A 21,722-nucleotide genomic window follows, 5' to 3' on the forward strand; every position below is an offset into this window, starting at 1 on the left:
AATAATTCTCAACTGAAATGGTGTACATAGGGGTATCGGAATTTGGAAAAATAGGAACTTCAAAATCTCGGGCATTATAATTTACGAAATTACCGTATTAAATGTTAAAATTTTAGGATATGAAAAACTTTATGAATGCCCTGTAATCAACGGAAATCTCGCTTTTTTGATTAAAACAGGACAGTACAGCACAGGATGGCATCTTTAGGGCTTCCCTATACTTTTCCTCTACAAGAACTAAAATAACGACCTTATGAAAAAAACAATTCGAACTTCAAAAAAAATGGGCCTGAGCAAATTCCTGCTGGTATGGCTTATGGCCATGGGCAGTTTGGTAGCCTCTGCCCAACAAACGGTATCAGGAACGGTTTCTGATGCTGATGGGCCTTTGCCGGGCGCTTCTGTTGTGGTCAAAGGCACCACGAGGGGGGTGTCAACAGATTTTGATGGTAATTTCAGTATTGAAGCGGCACCTGAAGATGTTTTGTTGGTTACCTATATCGGGTATACCCAACAGGAAATCACCGTAGGTAGCCAAACCCAGATCAATGTCATTTTAGAAGCCGGTAATAAACTGGACGAGGTGGTGGTCATAGGTTATGGTACCCAGAGGAAATCGGATTTAACGGGCTCTGTAGCATCTGTAAGTTCAGAAGAGATTACCCAGATTCCAACATCTAGGGTGGACCAGGTGCTACAAGGTAGGGCCGCTGGTGTCCAGGTTACACAATCCAGTGGTGCCCCAGGTGCGGGAACCGCAATTAGGGTAAGGGGTGGTAACTCCATCACGGGTAGCAATGAACCGCTTTTTGTCATTGATGGTATTGTAGTAGGCACCAATTTCAATTTAAACAACATTAACCCCAACGATATTCAATCCTTGGAAATATTAAAAGATGCCTCCTCCATTGCCATCTATGGTTCAAGGGGAGCTAATGGGGTTGTTTTGGTCACTACCAAAAGTGGACGTGGTAGACCGGGTAAACCTCAAGTGAGCGTAAATACGTTTACCAGTATGCAAATGCTACCAGAACTCCCTGATATTTTAACCCGGGAAGAACAAATTGCCTTTACTAATGAACATAATACCTTTAGAGGGGTGGCAATTCCTTTCCCAGATGACCCATCTACCTATCCGGACAATGATTGGGTGGGTTTAACTACCGGAGCAGCGCCAATTCACAATGTGGATATATCCATTGCGGGCTCCGCCGAAAATGTGAACTATTACAATTCTTTTAATTATTTTAACCAAGAGGGTATCGTAAAGAGCACAGGAATAGAAAAATTCATTTTTCGTTCTAATTTAGATATCGACCTTAATGATAACTTAAAGGCAGGTTTCCGTATCAATTACTCTAGAATTAAAAACAATAATGGGCTTACCAGTTTTGCGGGCAATTTTTTTGGTACGCTAAGAACACAGCCTGCATTCAATGATGATGGTACCTTTAACGGCTTTAATGACGTGGTCGGTGCGCCATTTAACAATCCTCTGGCGAATTTTGAGCTGAACACCAACGAGACCTTTACCAACAATCTATTGGCTACCGCGTATTTGGAATACCGTCCCGCCCCAGGTTGGACGATTCGGTCTACCTTTAGCCCAGAATTTAATAATACCAAGCGCAATAGGTTTAATTCCAGTCAGTTGCCCGGAAATCTTGCTGTTGGTATCACTGATGGCGGAAATGCAAGCGTAAGGACCGTTGCCGGTGTCAACATCAACAATGAAAACACCATACAGTACCAAACGGACATTGATGAAAATCATGGCTTAACAGTGCTTGCGGGTGCTTCCTTCCAGAAGATTACCAATGAAATCACGGAGGCAGAGGCTTTTGGAATTACCAGTGACGCAACAGGATTTAACAATCTAGGCAATTCAGACCCCATTAGGTCCGTTGTAAGTAGTGATTTTAATGCCTTCCAGATTGCTTCCTTTTTCGGAAGGATCAACTATGACTACAAAAATAAGTACCTGTTAACCTTAGTGGGAAGAAGTGATGGTAGTTCTGTTTTTGCTCCTGGAAACAAGTATGAATTCTATCCATCGGTAGCAGGAGCATGGAAAATCAGCGAAGAGGATTTTATGCAAGACCAGAGTGTTTTCTCTGATTTAAAGTTAAGGGCCAGTTGGGGGCGCTCCGGTAACCAAGCTATAGGACCTTACAGGACATTAGGACTGTTAACAGAGGCAAATACAACACTTAACGGCGCAGAAGTGCCAGGCCTAACTTTAGGTAGACCTGCAAACCCAAACCTACAATGGGAAACCACCTCCTCTTTGGATATAGCCATAGAGGCATCCTTGTTTGGGGGTAGAATCTTTACGGAGTTCAACTATTACCAAAAAGAGACCAACGATCTTTTATTGGACGTGACCATACCTAGACAAACTGGTTTTACGAGTCAGTTGCAAAATGTTGGTTCACTTGCGAATAGAGGGTGGGAACTATTGATCAATTCTACCAATATCTCTAACAGCGACTTTACCTGGAATTCTACGTTGACCTTGGCACGGAATAAAAATGAAATTTTGGATTTAGGGGGCCAACCATTTATAGACCTTGTGGTGGATCCTATTATAGGTTCCGGTAATACACGATTGATCGTTGGTGAGTCAGTTCCGGTCTTCACCGGATTAAATTACTTGGGTACCTGGAAAAGCCAAGAAGAAATTGATGCATCGGGCAGAACGGACCCACAGGTAGTTGGTGGACCTCGTTTCCAAGATTTAAATGGTGATGGTATTGCGTCAACAGAGGACAACGTGGTGCTTGGAAGTCCTTTTCCCGATTTGATTTTTGGTCTCGAAAACTCATTTTCATACAAGAATTTTGATTTTACTTTCTTTTTTCAAGGTACCACAGGTAATGAGGTATTTAATCTAAGAATGCGAAACCACTATTTTAATCGTGCCGAAACCGTGAAGTTTGGAGACTTAAGAGATAGGTGGACACCCGATAACCCAAATTCCAACGTGCCTAGGGCAGGTTCAGACTCCGTTACAAATACACCAATTAATTCAGAGTATGTGGAAGATGGTTCGCATATTAGACTCAAAACGGTACGATTGGCCTATAACTTTCCGGCCAACGATATATTTAAGGGAGTAAAAAACGCTACGGTATATGTATCCGGTGCTAACTTGTTGTTGTTTTCCAAGACTAGGTTAATTGAGCCTGAGGCCAATAACTTTAACGAAGGGAATAACCAATTTGGTAATATTGCACTAGGATTCTTGGACGGGCAATATCCCAACCCTAGAATTATCACCCTTGGGCTAAACGTAACTTTTTAAAAAAATAGATATGAAAACAACGAAAATATTCTTATTCACCCTAGTACTTTTCGCGTTTCTTGGTTGTGAAGATTTCTTGGAAGAGGACCCAAGGGCACTAATTGCTCCGGAGACCTTTTTTGCATCTGACAATGATGCGCGACAAGCAATCCAGGGTACTTACGCCATTTTAAAGAACAATTCCATCTATGGTCAGGTAGGCCTTGATCATTTTTATGATAATGGTGCCGATATTATAGAACCCAATCGTCCTGCCAACTTTGTGGAGCCTATTGGTAATTATTCCTTAAATGAGGCCATAGCGGATGTTTCAGTTCAAAAAATGAGTGTTTCCGATACGTGGAAGGACCTCTATAGGGTTATATTTAACTCCAATTTTATTATTGACCGGGTAACGGATAATGAAGATATCACGGAAAATGTTAGGACGGAAGTTATTGCGGAATCAAGATTTTTAAGGGCGTTAAGTTACTGGCACATAACCAATCTATGGGGGGATGCACCATATTATACAGAGGCATTAACCCTTGATGAGGTGCGTGTTCTGGGAAGAACGCCAGAGGCTACAATCATCGCAGGGGTTTTGGAGGATTTGCAGTTTGCACAGTCCATTTTGCCATCGGAATATCCAGATGACCAAAGGGGTAGGGCTTCTAGATGGGCCGCGGCAATTATTGAGGCCAAAATCTATATGAAACAACAAAACTGGCAAGCAGGGTTAAACAAGTGCTTGGAAATCATTAATGAATCTCCCCATGTATTATTACCTACCTATGCGGAGGTTTTTGATCCAGCTAATGAATACAATGCCGAAATCATTTGGTCCTTGGACTTTGCACGGGATATTGAGGGCATTTTTGACCCAGCTTTTCCCGGTAGGTCCTTTGCTGGAAACAACAGCTGGAGACCTAGTATGTTCAATCCACGTTTAAGGGATGAACCTGCCAATTCAGACGAAAGAGGTGCTCTAGGTGATGCTTTAAGGGCACGGGGCGAGGCTTTTAATGGTACAGGACTGCAAGTCGCCGCAAAAGATTTTGCAGAGAAATTTCCATTAAACGATTTAAGAAGACCCCTTAACATTGTAGATAACTACTTAGGGTTCGAACTCAATTTTCCTTACATGGCAAAATTCTGGAATTTAGACCTAGCCACGTCACCACGTTTTAACCATGAGGACAATAGAATGGTCTTCCGTATGGGGGATGTCTACCTAATGGCAGCTGAGTGTGAGAATGAATTGAACGGCCCCAATGGCGCTTTCCAGTACTTAAACCCAATACGTCAACGCGCTTATGCCACACAGGCAGAATGGGATTTGACAGGCCTGGACCAACAAGGTTTCCGAGAAGCTATTTATGACGAACGTAAATGGGAATTGGCCGCCGAGGCACACCGCAGATATGATTTGATCAGATGGGGTATTTTATTGGATGTGGTACAGAACTTGGAATATCGTTTCTGGGAACCGAATATCAATATCAGGCCATGGCACGTAAAACTGCCCATTCCGTTGCAGGAGCTGGAGCAAAATCCAAATTTGTTGGAGTCCGATCCAACCAATAATGGGTATAGATAAGTAAGGACGACGGTTCCACTTTACGTTAGGAAAAATGGAACATCGGTTTTTAGTTTAGTTTGAATGGGGTGAACTTAGGTTTGCCCCATTTTTTTATGGGCATGGTACACTTCTATGAGGCAGGTAAAAATAGGTGTAGCCACTAGATACCACAGGATACCTTTTAATTCCGCTCCTTTTATCTTGAGCCTATGAAGGATTTTAATATACCGACAGTCCTATCAACCATGATATTCCTTTTGATGTGTTCCATGGGTTTGTCCCAGATAAAACACGGCCTGAGGGACATACAGGGCCGCCATGTTATTCCCCGGGGTTTTGTCGTCAACACGAATGACCATAAAGGAGAGGTCTTTTTTGATGCAGATGATTACCTGAGAATGGTACGCTTGGGAGCCAATGCCCAGGTCATTAGATTGGAGCTTGGTAAGCTAAGCAATTTCCCCGGCGGACAATTGGAAGCGGGGTATCTTAAAAAGCTGGATACTTTGGTTGCCCTCGGCAAAAATGCTGGTATGAAAACCGTTTTTAAGATGACGGTTTATGGGGTAGATAGTTTTGTTTGGGAAGATTTTTGGCAAAACCAACAAAATGAACACCAGACCTATATAGAGGCTTGGCAAGTTATCTGGAAACGCTACGCAGCAGAACCTACGGTCCTCGGTTACGACATTGTGAACGAACCCCGGAAATTGACCATGGACATTTCCTATGACAATCTTACCGCAGATTACCTTATTCCGCTGTATCAAAAAATTATAGATGCCTGTCATAACATCAACCCTAGTAAAAAAGTATTGGTACAGTCCATTTTTATGAATAAGGGCGAGGGTATTGACAACAATCAATATGCTGAGGTCAAGACACCGATACATCGAGAAAACCTTGTATTTGCTCCACATATTTATCAGGATAAAATTGACTTTATCAAGCCGGTCATGGACCGTTTTGATAAAGAGTCCGATTTGTTGAATGCCCCAATTTTAATAGGGGAATGGGGTTTTCCCACCTTTGCGGTTACAGATACCACGATATCGGGGAAACTTGGTCAATTGGCGTATCGCGAGCTTTATATACGTACCGCGGAAGTGTTTGACCAAATGGGCGTAGGTACCATTAAAGCATGGTTTTTGGGTAATCGTAGCATGCAGAATTTCTTGCCCGGTGGCCCTTCAACTTGGGCTATTTTTAGTGATAAACAAGCGGCGGGCACGGTAGAGCGAAAATACATTACCGATATAATCGCAAGGCCATATCCGCAAACCATTGCCGGAGATATTCAATCCTTTTTGTTCAACCATGCTACGAGAACGTTGGATGTCACAATTAAACCAGATAATGGCAAGGGTACCTCAACTCTTTTTATCGGAGCCAATAGGCATTATCCAGATGGATTTTCAATAGTGATTGATGACGATGTGGTTCTTTTTCAAAATCCCATTAAAAATGCGGGGCTTGAGGTTTACAAATGCCCGAAAGACTTTGACCCGCAAAATCTGGTATGGAACCCCGTAACACAAAAACTCATGGTTTTAAGGTGGCCAAAAGATAAAGAAGAAGTGAAAATTAAAATAGTTCCCGGGATTCGGGATTTTGAAGAACCTACCGATGAAAAATAAAACAATGAAACATAGATTTCTCCTTTTTTGCCTCACTGCCATTATACTAGGTGGATGCAAAACAAAAACAACCGAAGCAATTGATGATCAGGATGAGGAAATACAGGCAAAAGTTGCGGATTTGGTGTCTAAAATGACCCTTGAGGAAAAAATTGCAGAAATGACCCAGGACGCTCCGGCCAATGAGCGTTTGGGCATTCCGTATATGAAGTATGCAGAAGCATTACATGGGATGTGGCTAGTATTGGATTACTATGGCAATACAACGGTTTACCCACAGGCTATCGCCGCTGGTTCTACTTGGGAGCCTGAGCTAATTAAAAAAATGGCTTCCCAAACAGCACTAGAAGCACGTGCCTTAGGAGTTACACACTGTTATTCCCCTAATTTGGATGTGATTTCCGGAGACCCAAGATATGGCAGGGTTGAAGAGTCTTACGGCGAAGACCCTTATCTTGTGTCTAGAATGGGGGTTGCATTTATCGAGGGTTTACAAGGCACTGGTGATGAGCAATATGATGAGAATCATGTTATGGCCACGGCCAAGCATTTTATTGGCTATCCAGAAAACCGCCGCGGTATCAACGGTGGTTTTAGTGATATGTCCGAGCGTCGTTTACGAGAAGTTTATCTGCCACCTTTTGAAGCGGCAATAAAGGAAGCAAAAGTAGGTTCCGTTATGCCCGGCCATCAAGATTACAATGGTGTGCCTAACCATATGAATACGTGGTTGCTAAAGGATATTTTACGAGATGAACTAGGTTTCGACGGTTTTATAGTTTCCGATAATAATGATGTTGCACGTTTGGAAACAATGCACTTTATTTCCGAATCAAGAACTGAGTCTGCTATATTAGGACTTAAAGCTGGTGTTGATATGGACCTGGTCATTGGCAAGAGTGTTGATTTATCATCATATCATTCAAGCGTATTATTGGATACGCTGACAAAAAACCCTGAATTGGTAAAGTATATTGATAAAGCAACATCACGTATTCTAACCGCAAAATATAAATTAGGTTTATTTGATACAGAACCAAAAGAGATTGACCCCAAGACTGTTGATGTTGGTAAAAAAGAACATCAAGATTTCGCCTATGAAATTGCCCAGAAGGCCATCATCCTATTAAAAAATGAAAACAAGCTACTGCCTTTGGATAAGTCCAAGATTTCTTCCTTGGCGGTTATTGGCCCCAATGCAACCGAAGAAAGGCCTGAGAAAGGCACCTACTCTCTATTGGGCGGTTACTCTGGACTGCCCCCTTATTATGTATCTGCATTGGAGGGGATTCAAAACAAAGTCGGCGATGACATCAAAATCAACTATGCCAAAGGCTGTGATTTGTTGAGCAATTCCAAAGAGGGTTTTTCAGAAGCTATTGCAGCAGCCAAAAAATCCGATGCCGTCGTTTTAGTAGTTGGAGGCTCGCGAAAAACCGGCGGTGAAGGCGTAGACCGTTCCAATTTGGATTTGTACGGCGTGCAGAACGAGTTGGTAGAAGCCATTCATAAAACTGGTAAACCTGTTATTGTGGTATTGATCAACGGTAGACCATTGACCATCAACTATATTGCGGAAAACATCCCTTCCATATTGGAAACTTGGTATTTGGGAATGCACTCCGGTGATGCCATTGCCGATGCGCTATTTGGCGATGTGAATCCTGGTGGAAAGTTAACGGTTTCCTTTCCGCGTTCCGTAGGCCAACTACCAGTGACCTATTTGGAACGCCCCGATTTTATTGGCTCTGGAAAAGGGTTGTACAAAGACAGTGACAAATCGCCACTTTTCCCTTTTGGATATGGATTGAGCTATACCACCTTCTCTTTCAGTGCACCAAGATTAGCGCAAAGTGATATTGCTGTTGACGGCAAAACCACCGTTTCCATAGATGTGACCAACTCAGGCCAAGTTACTGGCGATGAGGTGGTACAGCTCTACGTACGCGATGATTTTGCTTCTGTTGGTAGGTATATGAAATTGCTCAAAGGCTTTGAACGGATTACGCTAGAACCTGGCGAAACCAAGATGGTCTCATTTGATTTGGGTTTTGATGAACTTTCTATTTTGAACACCGACCTTAAAAAAGTAGTGGAACCCGGTACGTTTACCATATCTGTGGGTTCTTCCTCAAGGGCTGAGGATTTAAAAACCACTACCCTTTTGGTAAAAGGTTAAAAGTCTAGCGTAACGGTTTCACTAGGTTTAAACCCTATTCTGTGGGCCATTACTTGAATTTGGCCTTCTTTCGGCAAGCTAAAGGGACCATCATAGACTTTCCAACTTTCAGGTTCGTTACCCTCATTAATAATTTTATAGCCAATAGACGCACCCGCTGTAGAACAGTTGACACTTACTTTGTTTCCTTGGATACTGATGTTCGGTGTTACTGTTATTGGCTGTGATTTGGCACCTTTCCACAATTGGTTGAGCAGCTCCTCTTCCGGTAAGTTGGGTTGGTCACCAATTTCAGCTATCCAACGGTCCATTTCGGTTTGAAGTTCCTGGAGCTTCGCGGCATATGTTGGATCATTGGCCAAATTATGAAGTTCGTGGGGGTCGTTTACACAATCAAATAATTCTTCGGGGTCTTTGGTTTTCCTAAACCATTGTAATTGTATGCTATCCAGCTCTCCAGCATCCCGCAATCGAAGCAATTCTTGCATGGTGGGTATTTTCTCTCGGTAATCAATGGGTAAATAATAACCTTGTTCCGGACGGTAATTTCTAATGTACTTAAACCGTTTGTCACGCACGGCACGTATGGCATCGGTATAGCCATCAAAACGGTCTGCGGCCGCATGAACGTATTTCCGCTCTTCCTTAGACTTAAATTCCCCCAAAAATGCTTGTCCTTGCAGATAGTCTGGCGGGTTTGTTCCCGTTAGGGAAATTAGTGTCGGCGCAAAATCAACAAAACTGACCAACTGATTATCCACGGTGCCCGCCTTCCATTTATTGGGAAAACGTACGATCATTGGGGTGTTCAATCCTGAATCATAAATTAACCGCTTCTGCCTGGGCAGCGGCCCGCCGTGATCTCCGTAAAAGAAAATAATGGTGTTTTCCAAAAGCCCGTCCTCTTCCAATTGATTTAGAACGGCACCTAACTGCCTGTCCATTTCTGCAATATTGTTGTATAGTTTCCACATATCGCGACGAACTTTTAGAGTGTCAGGCAAATATGGGGGAATATCAAATTTGGTGTCTTTTGGCAGGTGAATAGGTGTTTCTTGCTCCACCATTCTGTTTTTGGCATGAGAGCCACCAAAGTTTTCCCACTTATAATCCCGATTGCCCGAATGGTAGTGTCTGGTTTCAATTTCCCTAAAGCCATAGGGTTCAAATAACCCAGATTCGTGGGTCTCGGTAAAGTTCACCACAGAGAAGAACGGTTGGTCTTTTTCTCGATTTCTCCAATGGGCATAGGGGCTACTCTCATCCCAGGCGGTCATGGGAGCCTTAAACTGATAATCGGTTTTATAGTTGTTGGTGCAATAATACCCTTCGCTTCGTAAAAGTTCGCTAATCATTTTCACCTCAGGTGGGGGTACGGCACCATATTTAGGCAAGCCCGTAACCTCCGTATACGAAGTTGTACGCATATGGTTGGCGCCGATGCTCGATGGGTACATACCAGTGGCAATCGCTGCCCTACTTGGCGCGCAAACCCCGGAGGTGGAGAATAAGTTGGGGTAAACAACACCCTCTTGAGCCAATTTAGACAGATTGGGTGTGGCTATGGTAGAATCGCCAAACATGGGCAAATAGGCACCCATGTCTTCTGTGACCAACCAAAGGATGTTTGGTTTTTCAGGTAGCTCTAAAACCGCTTCCGTCTTTGCTGTTTGTTCTTTTTGATTCTCTTTGCAGCTAAAACATAACAGTAATACAAAGAGCAACTTAAAATAATTTTGAAAATTGGAGTTGGTGGGTGGCATGGTCTATTTTGTTGTAAATTACTAACTGATACAATAATAGCAGGATTAGACCTAAGGACTACCCTGTACTATGCTGAAGTGATATGAAAGAAAATACCTGTAATCGCTATGCTAAAAATAGACATACCCTAGTTGGTTTTGTTTGGTTCGTGTTCTTTTTTGGTATGTATTCTTCAGTTGCCCAAGTACGGTTGCCCAGTTTTTTTTCTGAAGATATGGTTTTGCAGCAGCAGGATTCCGTTCCCATTTGGGGATGGGACATGCCAAACACAAAACTGAATATCAGCACTAGCTGGGGAGAAAAGGTGCACACAGAAACCAATGAAACAGGTAAATGGAAAGTGCTACTTCCTACGCCAAAGGCTTCATTTACTGTTCACGATATAGTAATCAAGGGAAGCACTTCCATTGCCTTAAAGAATGTTTTAATTGGTGAAGTATGGTTTTGTTCGGGGCAGTCGAATATGGAAATGCCCATGAAGGGATTGGGAAATTCTCCAGTGGAAAATGCGTCCGCCTTCTTGAAGCAAGCAACAAATCCCCACATACGATTGTTCAATACAGAACGTGCGGGCAGTCTGAAACCCAATAATAATGTAATGGGCAGATGGGCTGAAGCAGACAGTACATCGGTTTCCAATTTTAGTGCCATTGGGTATCTATTTGGTAAAAAGTTGTTTCAAAAACTGAATGTGCCCATAGGCATCATTGAAGCCGCTTGGGGCGGTACTAGAATTGAGGCGTGGTTGCCAAAGAAGGTAGCTGAGCAAGATGACAACATCAGTTTACCCGATGCCCTTCCTGAAGAGGCTAACAAACGAAAGTTGCCCACTTTGATTTATAATGGAATGGTACATCCTTTTCAAGATTTGACCATTCGCGGCGTTTTATGGTATCAGGGCGAAACAAATAGAACCAATCCAGAACCCTACAAAAGGTACTTGCACTATTTAGTGAAAGCTTGGCGTTCGCAATGGCAGAATCATGAACTTCCTTTTTATATGGTACAAATAGCCCCGTATGCTTATGAAAAATATCGGAATACAGAAGCTATTAAAGCAGCCTTGATTCGAGAGGCACAACTATTGGCATCCCAAGAGATTCCTCATACAGGTTTGGTCGTCACTTCGGATGTAGGACACTGTTCCGATATTCATCCTCCAAAAAAGGAACCCATTGCAGAACGTTTAAGTTTTTGGGCGTTGCACCACCAATATGGGTATAAAGACGTTACGTATGCCAGTCCTGTTTTGGGTTCTCAAAAAACACATGGCGAAAAAATGGAACTTTATTTCAAATTTCCATTAAATGGAACCGATGCACAGGTGACTAGCTTCGGTAAGTCTTTGATGGGATTTGAAATAGCAGGTGCCGATAAAGTATTTTATCAGGCGAAAGCCCAAGTTTCAAAAGAGGGTTTTGTGACCGTATCCAGTACAAAAGTTGTAAAACCTATTGCGGTACGCTATGGTTTCGTAGATTGTTTTCAAGGAAATCTATATGGTATTTCAAAATTGCCTGTTTCGCCGTTCAGAACGGATTCTTGGTAAAGACCAAGCGGTTGCTCAGGACAGAACAGGATGGATTTGCTACGTTCGAAAACTAAGTTTGATTTACTGGCAAAAGGTGAATTGCCTTAACTTGAGCACAATATCCAAACTTGATAAACAACTCCATTTTGAAGAAATCAATAGTAGCATCATTTGTCTTTTTCAGTTTTTTTCTGAACATGGTTCAGGCACAAAAGACGATGCAAGACTCCCAAAAACCCAACATCATATTCATTTTGACCGATGACCAACGCTTTGATGCCATAGGGTATGCAGGCAACAAGTTGATAACAACTCCGGAGATGGACAAATTGGCCAAAGAAGGCACCTATTTTAAAAATGCCATGGTGACCACCCCGATTTGTGCGGCAAGTAGGGCCAGTATATTGACCGGATTATATGAGCGCACCCATAATTTCAATTTCCAGACAGGGAATGTCCGTGAGGAATATATGACCAACTCGTACCCAAGAATATTAAAAGAAAATGGCTATAAAACCGCCTTTTATGGCAAGTACGGTGTTCGGTACAATGATTTGGACAAGCAGTTTGATGAATACGAATCCTATGACCGCAATAACAGGTTTAAGGATAAACGTGGATATTATTATAAGACCCTAGGGAAAGATACCGTACACCTTACCAGATATACAGGCCAAAAGGCATTGGATTTCATAGCAAAGGCCGATGGTGACCAACCTTTTTGTCTCTCCCTAAGTTTCAGTGCCCCACACGCACATGACCCTGCCGAGGACCAATACTTTTGGCAGCAAGAGTCCGATGCTCTGCTTCAAAACGTTAGCATGCCCGGACCTGAGCTCGGTGAGGACAAATACTTTGAGGCACAGCCAAAAATGGTACGGGATGGTTTTAATCGCCTTCGCTGGACATGGCGTTATGACACGCCAGAAAAGTATCAGCATAGTGTAAAAGGCTACTACAGGATGCTTTCAGGAATAGACCGGGAAATTGCAAAAATCAGGTCCACGCTGGAAGAAAAAGGATTGGCAGATAATACCGTCATCATCCTTATGGGGGATAACGGTTACTTTTTGGGTGAACGCCAGTTGGCCGGTAAATGGCTGATGTATGATAACTCGGTTCGTGTGCCACTTCTTGTTTTTGATCCCCGTCAGAAAAAACAAAAAGACAGCGATGCACTGGCGCTTAATATTGATGTTCCTGCTACCATCCTTGATTTGGCGGGCATCAAAGCTCCTGAATCGTGGCAAGGTAAAAGTTTAATGCCTGTTGCCAGCAATGAAACAAAAGACTTTAAACGTGATACCGTGCTTATTGAGCATATATGGGATTTTGAAAACATTCCGCCCAGTGAAGGTGTACGCACTAAGGATTGGAAGTATTTCAGGTATGTTAATGACAAGACCATAGAGGAGCTTTACGATTTAAAGAAAGATCCCGAAGAAATTAACAATCTTGCCAATGACCCAGCGTACGCGCAGAAACTGGGTAAATTCAGAAAAACTACGGATAGACTGATTATCCAAAATAGCGATGCCTACCGAGCGGCTCCGACGGACCTAACCGTAGAATTGATTCGTTCGCCCGAAACTGAAGTTGAAATCTATGACTTACAACCGGAGTTTGGGTGGACAGTACCCTTGACTTCAAAATTCCAATCAGGGTATCAAATACTGGTCTCCTCAAGTCAATCAAAAATAGAAACCAATAATGGCGATGTTTGGGACAGCAAACGGGTGGGGTCCAACCAATCTACAGATGTGGAGTATGGCGGAACTCCCCTAGAGGGCAATACAACCTATTATTGGAAAGTGCGCATTTGGGATGAAGAAAATCGATTGGTAGACTATTCCCAACCACAAAAATTTACCACGGGCATTAGTGATAGTTATATTATATCCACCGAAAATAAATTCATAACTACCACGGTAAAACCAAAGGTATTTGAAAAACGTGGTGATTTTTATTTTATAGACTTTGAAAAAGCTGCTTTTGCGACAATGGATTTCTTCTACGAAGCCAAAACACCCCACACCTTAACCATCAGGGTGGGTGAAATGTTGGATGACAGGGGCAATGTCAATAGAACGCCACCAGCAAAAAGTAATATCCGGTATCAAGAGCTACAGGTTGATGTAAAACCGGGGCAGACCAAGTATCAAATCCAGGTACAGAAGAATGAACGCAATACCAGGCCCAACCAAGCCGTACCACTTCCAGATGGTTTTCCTCCATTGGTTCCTTTTAGATATGCCGAAGTAGAAGGGGCGCAAGAACCAATTTCAGCTGAAGATTTTGAACAACTGGCCTTCCATACCTTTTGGGACGAAGAGGCTAGTAGTTTTGAAAGTAATAACGACATCCTGAACCAAGTTTGGGAGTTATGCAAATATTCCATTAAAGCAACAACCTTTAATGGCTTATATGTAGATGGGGACAGAGAACGTATTCCGTATGAGGCGGATGCCTACCTCAATCAGTTGAGCCACTACACAACGGATAGGGAATTTGCCATGGCAAGACGTACCATTGAGTACTTTATGAAGAATCCCACTTGGCCAACCGAATGGCAGCAGCATGTGGCGTTATTAATTTATGCCGATTATATGTACACGGGCAATACCGAATTGATAGAACGCTATTACGAGCCGTTAAAACATAAAACACTTTTTGAATTATCCAATGAAGATGGATTAATAACCTCAACCAAGGTAGATGCAGAATTTATGCGTAAACTAGGTTTTCCTGACGGGTATAAAAAGCCGTTGACCGATATCGTGGATTGGCCTCCAAAGAATTTTGCTGGAAGCAAAACAAAGGGAGAACGTGATGGTTTTGTGTTTAAGCCCTATAGCACGGTCATCAATGCTTTCTTCTATGAAAACATGAAAATCATGGCCGAGTTTGCCAAAGTTTTGGGAAAGACAGATGAGGTTTTAGATTTTGAGCTAAGGGCCGCCAAAGCCAAAAAAGCGGTGAACGAACAAATGTTCGATAAAGAACGCGGCGTTTATATCGATGGCATTGGCACTGACCACGCTTCCTTACATGCCAATATGATGCCTTTGGCGTTTGGTCTGGTTCCTGAGGAGCACTATGAATCGGTTGTCAATTATGTAAAATCTAGAGGAATGGCTTGTAGTGTCTATGGCGCACAATTCTTAATGGATGGACTGTACAATGCAGGTGAAGCAGATTATGCACTGGAACTACTGACAAGTCAAGCCAAAAGAAGTTGGTACAACATGATTCGTGTAGGCTCCACCATTAGTTTAGAGGCTTGGGATTATGAGTATAAAGTGAATTTGGATTGGAACCATGCCTGGGGAGCAGCACCGGCAAATGTTATTCCTAGAGGGCTGTGGGGAATAAAGCCCAAAACACCTGGATTTGGTATTGCTACCATTAAACCGCAAATGAGCAGTTTAAGAAATAGCAGCATTGAAGTGCCAACCGTAAGGGGTACTATTAAAGGTGCGTATACCTATAATGGACCACGTTTACAGACCTACGAAATTGAAATTCCAGGGAATATGGTGGCCGAGTTCTCATTGAATGATTTAAATGGAAAAGACTTTATCCATAACGGCAAAAAAGTGCCATCCGCTTTTGAATATATTAGGTTAGACCCGGGAAAACATACCATTCAATTAAAAATCAATTCTTTCTAGTTCAGGAGAGGACACAAAAAACATAGGGCAATGAACAGAATGAATACAGCTATCATGGGATTGTGCGTCATTGTTCTTGCCCTATCTGCACTGTCATGTCAAAAGCAAGTAGCTCCCACCATTGACGGAGAACTAAAGAAGTGGCATCGTATCACCTTAAATTTTGAAGGCCCGTTGACCAATGAACTCGACTCCATCAATCCGTTTTTGGAATACAGATTGGATGTGACCTTTGTCAATGGAAATAAAAAATATGTAGTACCGGGGTTTTACGCCGCTGATGGCAATGCTGCAGAAACCAGTGCCTCTTCTGGAAACATTTGGCAAGTTAGATTTACTCCTGATACCATTGGTGATTGGGCTTATTCCGTATCCTTTAAAAAAGGGAAGAACGTTGCGGTTTCCCATAAATTTGATGATGCGGAATCCGCAGGCTTTATGGACGGGTACAAAGGCACTTTTCAAATAGGCGATACTGATAAAACGGGTATCGATAACCGAGCTAAAGGACGCCTAAACTATATAGGGGAATCCTATTTACAATTTGAGGAAACCAAAAACTATTTTATTAAACTGGGCGTAGACGCTCCCGAGAATTTATTGGGATATGCAGATTTTGATGCGGCAACCAACGCTTTGGACCTGCGTAAAGAATGGCAACCCCATGCCCAAGATTTTACCAAAGATGCACAACCTTTTGTTTGGAAAGGGCATAAAGGAAAAAATTTACTGGGAGCCATTAACTATCTAGCCTCAGAAGAATTGAACGTATTCTCGTTTCTGACCTTTAATATAGATGGGGATGATAGGAATATTTTTCCTTACCTCTTAAAAAGACCGGTTAAAGAATATGAGTCCTATGCCAGTGACAAAGAGAACATTGAGGCTTGGGAAAACTTTTTCCATAAGACGCGATTGGATGTGTCTAAATTGGACCAATGGGAACGAATTTTTGAGTATGCCGAGACCAAAGGCATGTTCCTGCATTTGAAAACCAACGAAACGGAAACGGACCACTTAATGGATAAAGGGGTCTTTGGAACCGAGGGTAAATTATACTACCGGGAATTGATAGCCCGCTTTGGTCACCATTTATCCATGAACTGGAATTTAGGGGAAGAAAATAACCAACCCAAGGAAGAGGTGCTTAAAGTTGCGCGTTATGTATCAAAATTGGACCCTTATCATCATCATTTAGTGATGCACACCTTTCCCAATAAAGATGACCGTTACGAAGATTTTATTGGTGACCAGTCTCCACTTACGGGAGCATCGTTGCAATTGAGCGCCCCTGATTTTGTGGATGTGAATCCTAGGGTATTAAAATGGCGAGAAAAATCGAATGCTACCGGTAAAAAATGGGCGCTTTCCGTGGATGAACCCGGTAAGGCCAATATTGCCCTCTTGCCAGATGATGAGGATGCCGAACATAATGAGGCCCGGGGCAACGCACTTTGGGGTTCCCTAATGGCCGGGGCTTTTGGGGTAGAATGGTACTTTGGCTATGCCAGTCCCAACTCTGATTTAACCTGTGAGGATTTTAGAAGTAGGGATTTATTTTGGGACCAAAACAGGCATGCGCTTCACTTTTTTAAACAAATCCCGTTTTGGGAAATGACACCCGCGAACGAACTTTTGGGAGAAAATAAAGGGTTTTGCTTTGCTAAGGAGAACAACGTATATGTGGTGTATCTTCCAATGGAAACTGAAACTACTTCCTTGGATATAGGAAGTTCCGGAGCATCGTACTCCATTCAATGGTATGACCCCAGAAATGGCGGTGACCTTTTAAAGGGTTCCTTATATAAAGTAAAGGCAGATGGTATGGTGAATTTGGGTACCCCACCTAACGAATCCAACAAAGACTGGATTGTGCTGGTTCAATCCATAAAATCATAGTCATGCAATACACAAAATCAATTCTAGTTGCATTCCTATACTTGTTGTTTTTAGGCTGTAATGCAGAACATGGAGCGCGACCTTTTATTTGGGTAAAAGCTGAAGAACGCCCAAAGATTTTGGATAAAATAGAAGAAAAGGCATGGGCCAAAACCACCTATGATGAAATAAAGCAAAATGTGGATGCCCAAGTTCAATTATACGAAGATTCAAAAAACACTTTTCTAAGAGGAATACCCTTGGACTGGGCTAAGGAAATTGAAGGCAAATTGCCCCCATTTACCTACACGACCACGGGTGAAAAGGGCAAACATGAAAATTTGGATAATGCCACTGACGAAGAGATGGCAAACCTTTATAAATTATCAGACTACTTACAATCCGCCAAAGAGGCAGGGTTTCTGTATTATATAACCAAGGATGAAGCCTATGCCCAATACGCCACTGATATCCTGTATACGGCCGTAATGGGTATTGTGCAATTGGAGCCCTCGGATTGGAGGCCTCGTGGCGGTTGGCTTTGTCCTGATGATATTTTAAGGGAAGCTAGGCTTATTGGTGAAAAGTATCCAATTGTATATGATTTTATTGCCCCTTTTATCGCTGAGGGCGGAAAACCTTATGACACCGCACGTAAGTCTGATGTTGATTTTCCCATGGAAAAGGCACAAGAGGTTTTTAGAACCTATGCACAATTGGTTGTGGATAATGGTATGATCAATTCCAATCACCCCGTTCTTGAATCCAATTGTCTGGTCTATAATGCACTGGCCTTGGAAGATGTGGATGAGCGAAACATGTATTTGGAGTATTATTTGACAAAGAATACCCCTAATCAAGATGCATTGGCCAAGGTGGCGAAATATTATAAAAATGAGGGTGATATTTGGCCAGAATCCTCTCAATACACCAATGATGTGGCCGAACGTTCCACTAAGCTCATGTTCTTATTGACCAAGTATGACCCGGCTTTACAGCTGGGGAGGACCTATCCCAATATTCCATGGGCCATCCAACGGTTGGATTATTTGGTAAATCCCAACGGAGAACTTACCCTCTGGGGAGATGGGCATAGAAAGTATCACACACCCTACCGTGCCTACGAATTGGCCTATAGACTTGGAAAGATGGACAGCATACCCAAATTGGAACAGCAGTTCAGCACCTTATTGGGGAGTGCCATGGCAAAGGGAGAATATCAAAGAAACGGCTTGGAAGCATTGATGTGGTTCCATGATGATTTTGAGGAAAGGGAAACTTTTCTTGATTTGCCCAGAACGGATGAACAGCCGCACGCTGGTATTTTTCTGCAACGTAATTTAAGTACCACAAAAAGGGCGGAAGACGGACTCATGGGCGTTGTTGGCGGTGCCTCTATGGTTCACGGGCATGCGTCAGGAATGAACATTGAGCTATACGGGGAAGGTATGGTTCTGGGTGTGGACAATGGCAGGGGTAAATATGCCAAGGACATCCATGAAAATTATTCCAGAATTTTTGCTGCGCACAATACAGTAATCGTTAACGGAGCCTCACAAGGTGAAGGTGAATGGGTAAACTTGGGTATGGATACCGTTGCCTTAAAGGTCATGGAGCCCATGCCCAAACAGGCTGCATTATCAGAAAATCATTCGTTTTCCACAACAACCTTTTATGATGGTGGCGGTACCAAGGCCGAAGCGGAACAAGAACGTACACTGGCATTGGTGAGAACATCACCTACTACAGGCTATTATTTGGATATTTTTCGTTCTAAATCCAAACTGCCAAACGAATTCCACGACTACCTATACCATAATTTGGGGGATTCGGTTAATTTTTTAAATGGAGACCTGGATTTACACCCAGAACCTAATCGATTTATGGCCAATGCCAATGCGGAGTGGGTTAGAAATAGAAAATACCGTAATCCCGGTTGGCATTTTTTTAAGGAGGTTGAAACTTCAAAAACCTATTCCAAGGATGTTGAAATTCTTTTTAAGGCAGAACGGTTCGCAAATAAAAATCGGTACATGAAGGTTTTTATGCCAGGTTTTGACGGCAGGAGCTATACCAAGGTTATGGCCCCTAAAACCTTTGAGGCGCCCGAGCCTTATGATACGCTGCCAACTCCGACACTGGTCGTACGCCAAAAAGGCGAAGCAAAGACAAAACCCTTTGTGGCCATTTATGAACCCTACGCAGTATCACCAAATAATGGCTCGGTACTATCAGTAGAAAAGTTGGAACAAAATAGCATGTTTCAAGGAGTAAAAGTGACAAGTAAGATTGGTAATGAAATTTTGGTACAGTATCTATTGATACCTTTTGAAAATGGCACACTTTCGTTAAAAGAACACGATATTGAATTTCAAGGCCATTTCGCCATTATCACTTTTCAAGGAAATACAAAGCTCAGGGACATTTACATTGGTGGAGGAAGTAATCTGAACATAGGCTCTTATCAATTTGAATTTAAAAATGGAAAAAGTGGCAGCGGTTATTTAGATTTTAGCACAGATGCCCCTCTGATAAAGGGAGATTTTCAATTACATAGGACAGATTAGGTGAAATGGATATTTAATTGATGTTGAAAAGCACTGGGTATTTAATCGGTGCTCCATGCAACATTTGTTTTACCTTTTAGATCATTTCCTATTTTAAACTGTTTATTCTAAAGTTATCTTTGTTAAAAAGTTGTACTTATGAAGTATGGTATGCCTATCATTTTTTTAGCATTGTTCCTTTTATCCTGCAGTTCTGATGAGGTTCAGGTCAGTGTAGTTCCAAGAGATGAAATTTCAGAGGAACCTACTGATGATACCAACGCTGGCAGTAATGATAACCAGGGTTCAAATAACGGTTCGGCGAGTGACGTTGACAATGGGGTAATGCGAGGTCTGTCCCCGACCGAAATTGTTGCCGACATGAAAACGGGTTGGAACTTGGGGAACAGTTTGGATGTAGAAGGTCCAGACGAAACACTCTGGGGAAATCCTGCTACCACCCAAGCAATGATTGATGAAGTTGCCAACCGAGGTTTTAAAACGTTGCGCGTTCCCGTAACCTGGCGTTTTCACCAAGGTCCTGCACCAGATTATATCGTTGAAAGCGAATGGTTGGACCGGGTTGAGGAAGTGGTTAACTACGGAAGGGCCAACAATATGTATATCATTTTGAACGTGCACCATGATGACCCATGGATAATCCCAACCACCTCCCAAGCAGATGCTGTAAAGGATAGGCTTTCAAAATTATGGACGCAAATTGCCAATAGATTTAAAAACTATAGCGATTATGTCATTTTTGAAACATTGAACGAATCCCGCCATGAAAACACCCCTCAAGAGTGGACAGGTGGTACTGCCGAAGGCAGGGATGTAGTGAATCAATACCATCAAGTAAGCTTGGATGCCATACGGGCCACGGGAGGGAATAACAGTACACGAAAAATAATGATATCAACCTATGCCGCTAGCACCTTGCCAGTTGCCATGGATGCTTTGGTCATTCCTAACAATGATGAGAACACCATGGTCTCACTTCATTCGTATTTTCCATTTCCATTTACCCTTGGAGGAACGGATACGACCTGGGGTTCAGATGATGATAAGGCGCAATTGGAAGCAGAAATGGACCGAATCAAAACTGAATTTACTGATAATGGGATTGCAGTTGTATTGGGAGAATGGAGTTCTGGCAACCAAAACAACATAGAAGACAGGTTGGAGCATGCCGCCTTTTATGCGGAAAAAGCTGCCGAGCGTGGTTTTGCTAGTGTATGGTGGGATAATGGTAATAGTGGTGTTTCCAATGATGGCCTCGCCATTTTTGACCGGCGCAGTTTAAGTTGGCCATTTGGTTCAATCGCGGATATTATTATTGATGCCAACGAATGATATCTAGAACGTAACATTACAAATTAAGGTAAGCTTACCCATTTGTTGACCTCCCTGGTGATGGTGGAACGTGAACGACCGAGCTTTTTTGCTATAAAGGATTTGGTCTTTTTCTCTTCCAAAAGTGTCTGGATAATGACACGCTCCTCAAGTGACAACCGTTTGTGCTTTTTTGTCTTCATACAACAAATCTAAAAATTGGATTTGTTGCGTTAAGTTATTGAACTCGCAGAGTTTTTTTCATATTGCTGGTAACGGTTTTGTGTATGGTTAGTTGCGTGTTTATGCAACTAATTTA

The 21,722-nt window shown here is 42.5% G+C and carries 10 protein-coding genes and 1 pseudogene; 9 read left to right on the forward strand and 2 right to left on the reverse strand.

Annotated features, from left to right (window positions below; all coding sequences use genetic code 11):
* Positions 1-253 precede the first annotated feature (253 nt).
* From I595_RS14950 to I595_RS14965, 4 genes are all read left to right on the forward strand, one after another.
* Entirely contained in the window at positions 254-3,304 is a 3,051-nt protein-coding gene (locus I595_RS14950; protein ID WP_245628302.1) for a SusC/RagA family TonB-linked outer membrane protein, read from the forward strand.
* Between the two features lie 10 nt (positions 3,305-3,314).
* Entirely contained in the window at positions 3,315-4,883 is a 1,569-nt protein-coding gene (locus I595_RS14955) for a RagB/SusD family nutrient uptake outer membrane protein (protein WP_054560249.1), read from the forward strand.
* 191 nt (positions 4,884-5,074) lie between these two features.
* Positions 5,075-6,502: a cellulase family glycosylhydrolase gene (locus tag I595_RS14960; RefSeq protein ID WP_245628303.1), complete on the forward strand. Its 1,428-nt coding sequence runs from the start codon at positions 5,075-5,077 to the stop codon at positions 6,500-6,502.
* A 4-nt stretch (positions 6,503-6,506) separates the two neighbouring features.
* A complete protein-coding gene (locus I595_RS14965) occupies positions 6,507-8,681 on the forward strand; it encodes a beta-xylosidase (RefSeq protein ID WP_054560282.1) in 2,175 nt (724 codons plus the stop codon).
* Here I595_RS14965 and I595_RS14970 read toward each other — a convergent pair.
* On the reverse strand, positions 8,678-10,444 hold the full coding sequence (locus tag I595_RS14970; protein WP_054560251.1) for a sulfatase family protein: 1,767 nt from the start codon (positions 10,442-10,444) through the stop codon (positions 8,678-8,680). The genes I595_RS14965 and I595_RS14970 overlap by 4 nt on opposite strands.
* Positions 10,445-10,527: 83 nt before the next feature.
* Here I595_RS14970 and I595_RS14975 point away from each other — a divergent pair, with 83 nt between their 5' ends.
* From I595_RS14975 to I595_RS14995, 5 genes are all read left to right on the forward strand, one after another.
* Positions 10,528-11,994 (forward strand): sialate O-acetylesterase, encoded by a 1,467-nt coding sequence (locus I595_RS14975; protein ID WP_083467625.1) that lies wholly within the window; start codon positions 10,528-10,530, stop codon positions 11,992-11,994.
* Between the two features lie 128 nt (positions 11,995-12,122).
* Entirely contained in the window at positions 12,123-15,647 is a 3,525-nt protein-coding gene (locus I595_RS14980) for a sulfatase-like hydrolase/transferase (protein ID WP_245628304.1), read from the forward strand.
* Between the two features lie 30 nt (positions 15,648-15,677).
* Positions 15,678-17,546: a DUF5060 domain-containing protein gene (locus I595_RS14985; protein WP_245628305.1), complete on the forward strand. Its 1,869-nt coding sequence runs from the start codon at positions 15,678-15,680 to the stop codon at positions 17,544-17,546.
* A gap of 2 nt (positions 17,547-17,548) precedes the next feature.
* Entirely contained in the window at positions 17,549-20,092 is a 2,544-nt protein-coding gene (locus tag I595_RS14990) for an endo-acting ulvan lysase-like protein (protein ID WP_083467626.1), read from the forward strand.
* A 138-nt stretch (positions 20,093-20,230) separates the two neighbouring features.
* Positions 20,231-21,424: a glycoside hydrolase family 5 protein gene (locus tag I595_RS14995; RefSeq protein ID WP_054560255.1), complete on the forward strand. Its 1,194-nt coding sequence runs from the start codon at positions 20,231-20,233 to the stop codon at positions 21,422-21,424.
* A gap of 26 nt (positions 21,425-21,450) precedes the next feature.
* Here I595_RS14995 and I595_RS17235 read toward each other — a convergent pair.
* Positions 21,451-21,606 (reverse strand): annotated as a pseudogene (locus I595_RS17235) (helix-turn-helix domain-containing protein); the annotation flags it as partial.
* Positions 21,607-21,722: the final 116 nt, after the last annotated feature.

It is taken from the genome of Croceitalea dokdonensis DOKDO 023 (assembly GCF_001306415.1).
Classification (GTDB): domain Bacteria; phylum Bacteroidota; class Bacteroidia; order Flavobacteriales; family Flavobacteriaceae; genus Croceitalea; species Croceitalea dokdonensis.

Bases quoted from the DNA above. Each gene is read 5' to 3' on its own strand.
- I595_RS14965 (WP_054560282.1), top strand. From the start codon at position 6,507: ATGAAACATAGATTTCTCCTTTTTTGCCTCACTGCCATTATACTAGGT.
- I595_RS14960 (WP_245628303.1), top strand. From the start codon at position 5,075: ATGAAGGATTTTAATATACCGACAGTCCTATCAACCATGATATTCCTT.
- I595_RS14970 (WP_054560251.1), bottom strand. From the start codon at position 10,444: ATGCCACCCACCAACTCCAATTTTCAAAATTATTTTAAGTTGCTCTTT.
- I595_RS14955 (WP_054560249.1), top strand. From the start codon at position 3,315: ATGAAAACAACGAAAATATTCTTATTCACCCTAGTACTTTTCGCGTTT.
- I595_RS14995 (WP_054560255.1), top strand. From the start codon at position 20,231: ATGAAGTATGGTATGCCTATCATTTTTTTAGCATTGTTCCTTTTATCC.
- I595_RS14950 (WP_245628302.1), top strand. From the start codon at position 254: ATGAAAAAAACAATTCGAACTTCAAAAAAAATGGGCCTGAGCAAATTC.
- I595_RS14975 (WP_083467625.1), top strand. From the start codon at position 10,528: ATGAAAGAAAATACCTGTAATCGCTATGCTAAAAATAGACATACCCTA.
- I595_RS14990 (WP_083467626.1), top strand. From the start codon at position 17,549: ATGCAATACACAAAATCAATTCTAGTTGCATTCCTATACTTGTTGTTT.
- I595_RS14985 (WP_245628305.1), top strand. From the start codon at position 15,678: ATGAACAGAATGAATACAGCTATCATGGGATTGTGCGTCATTGTTCTT.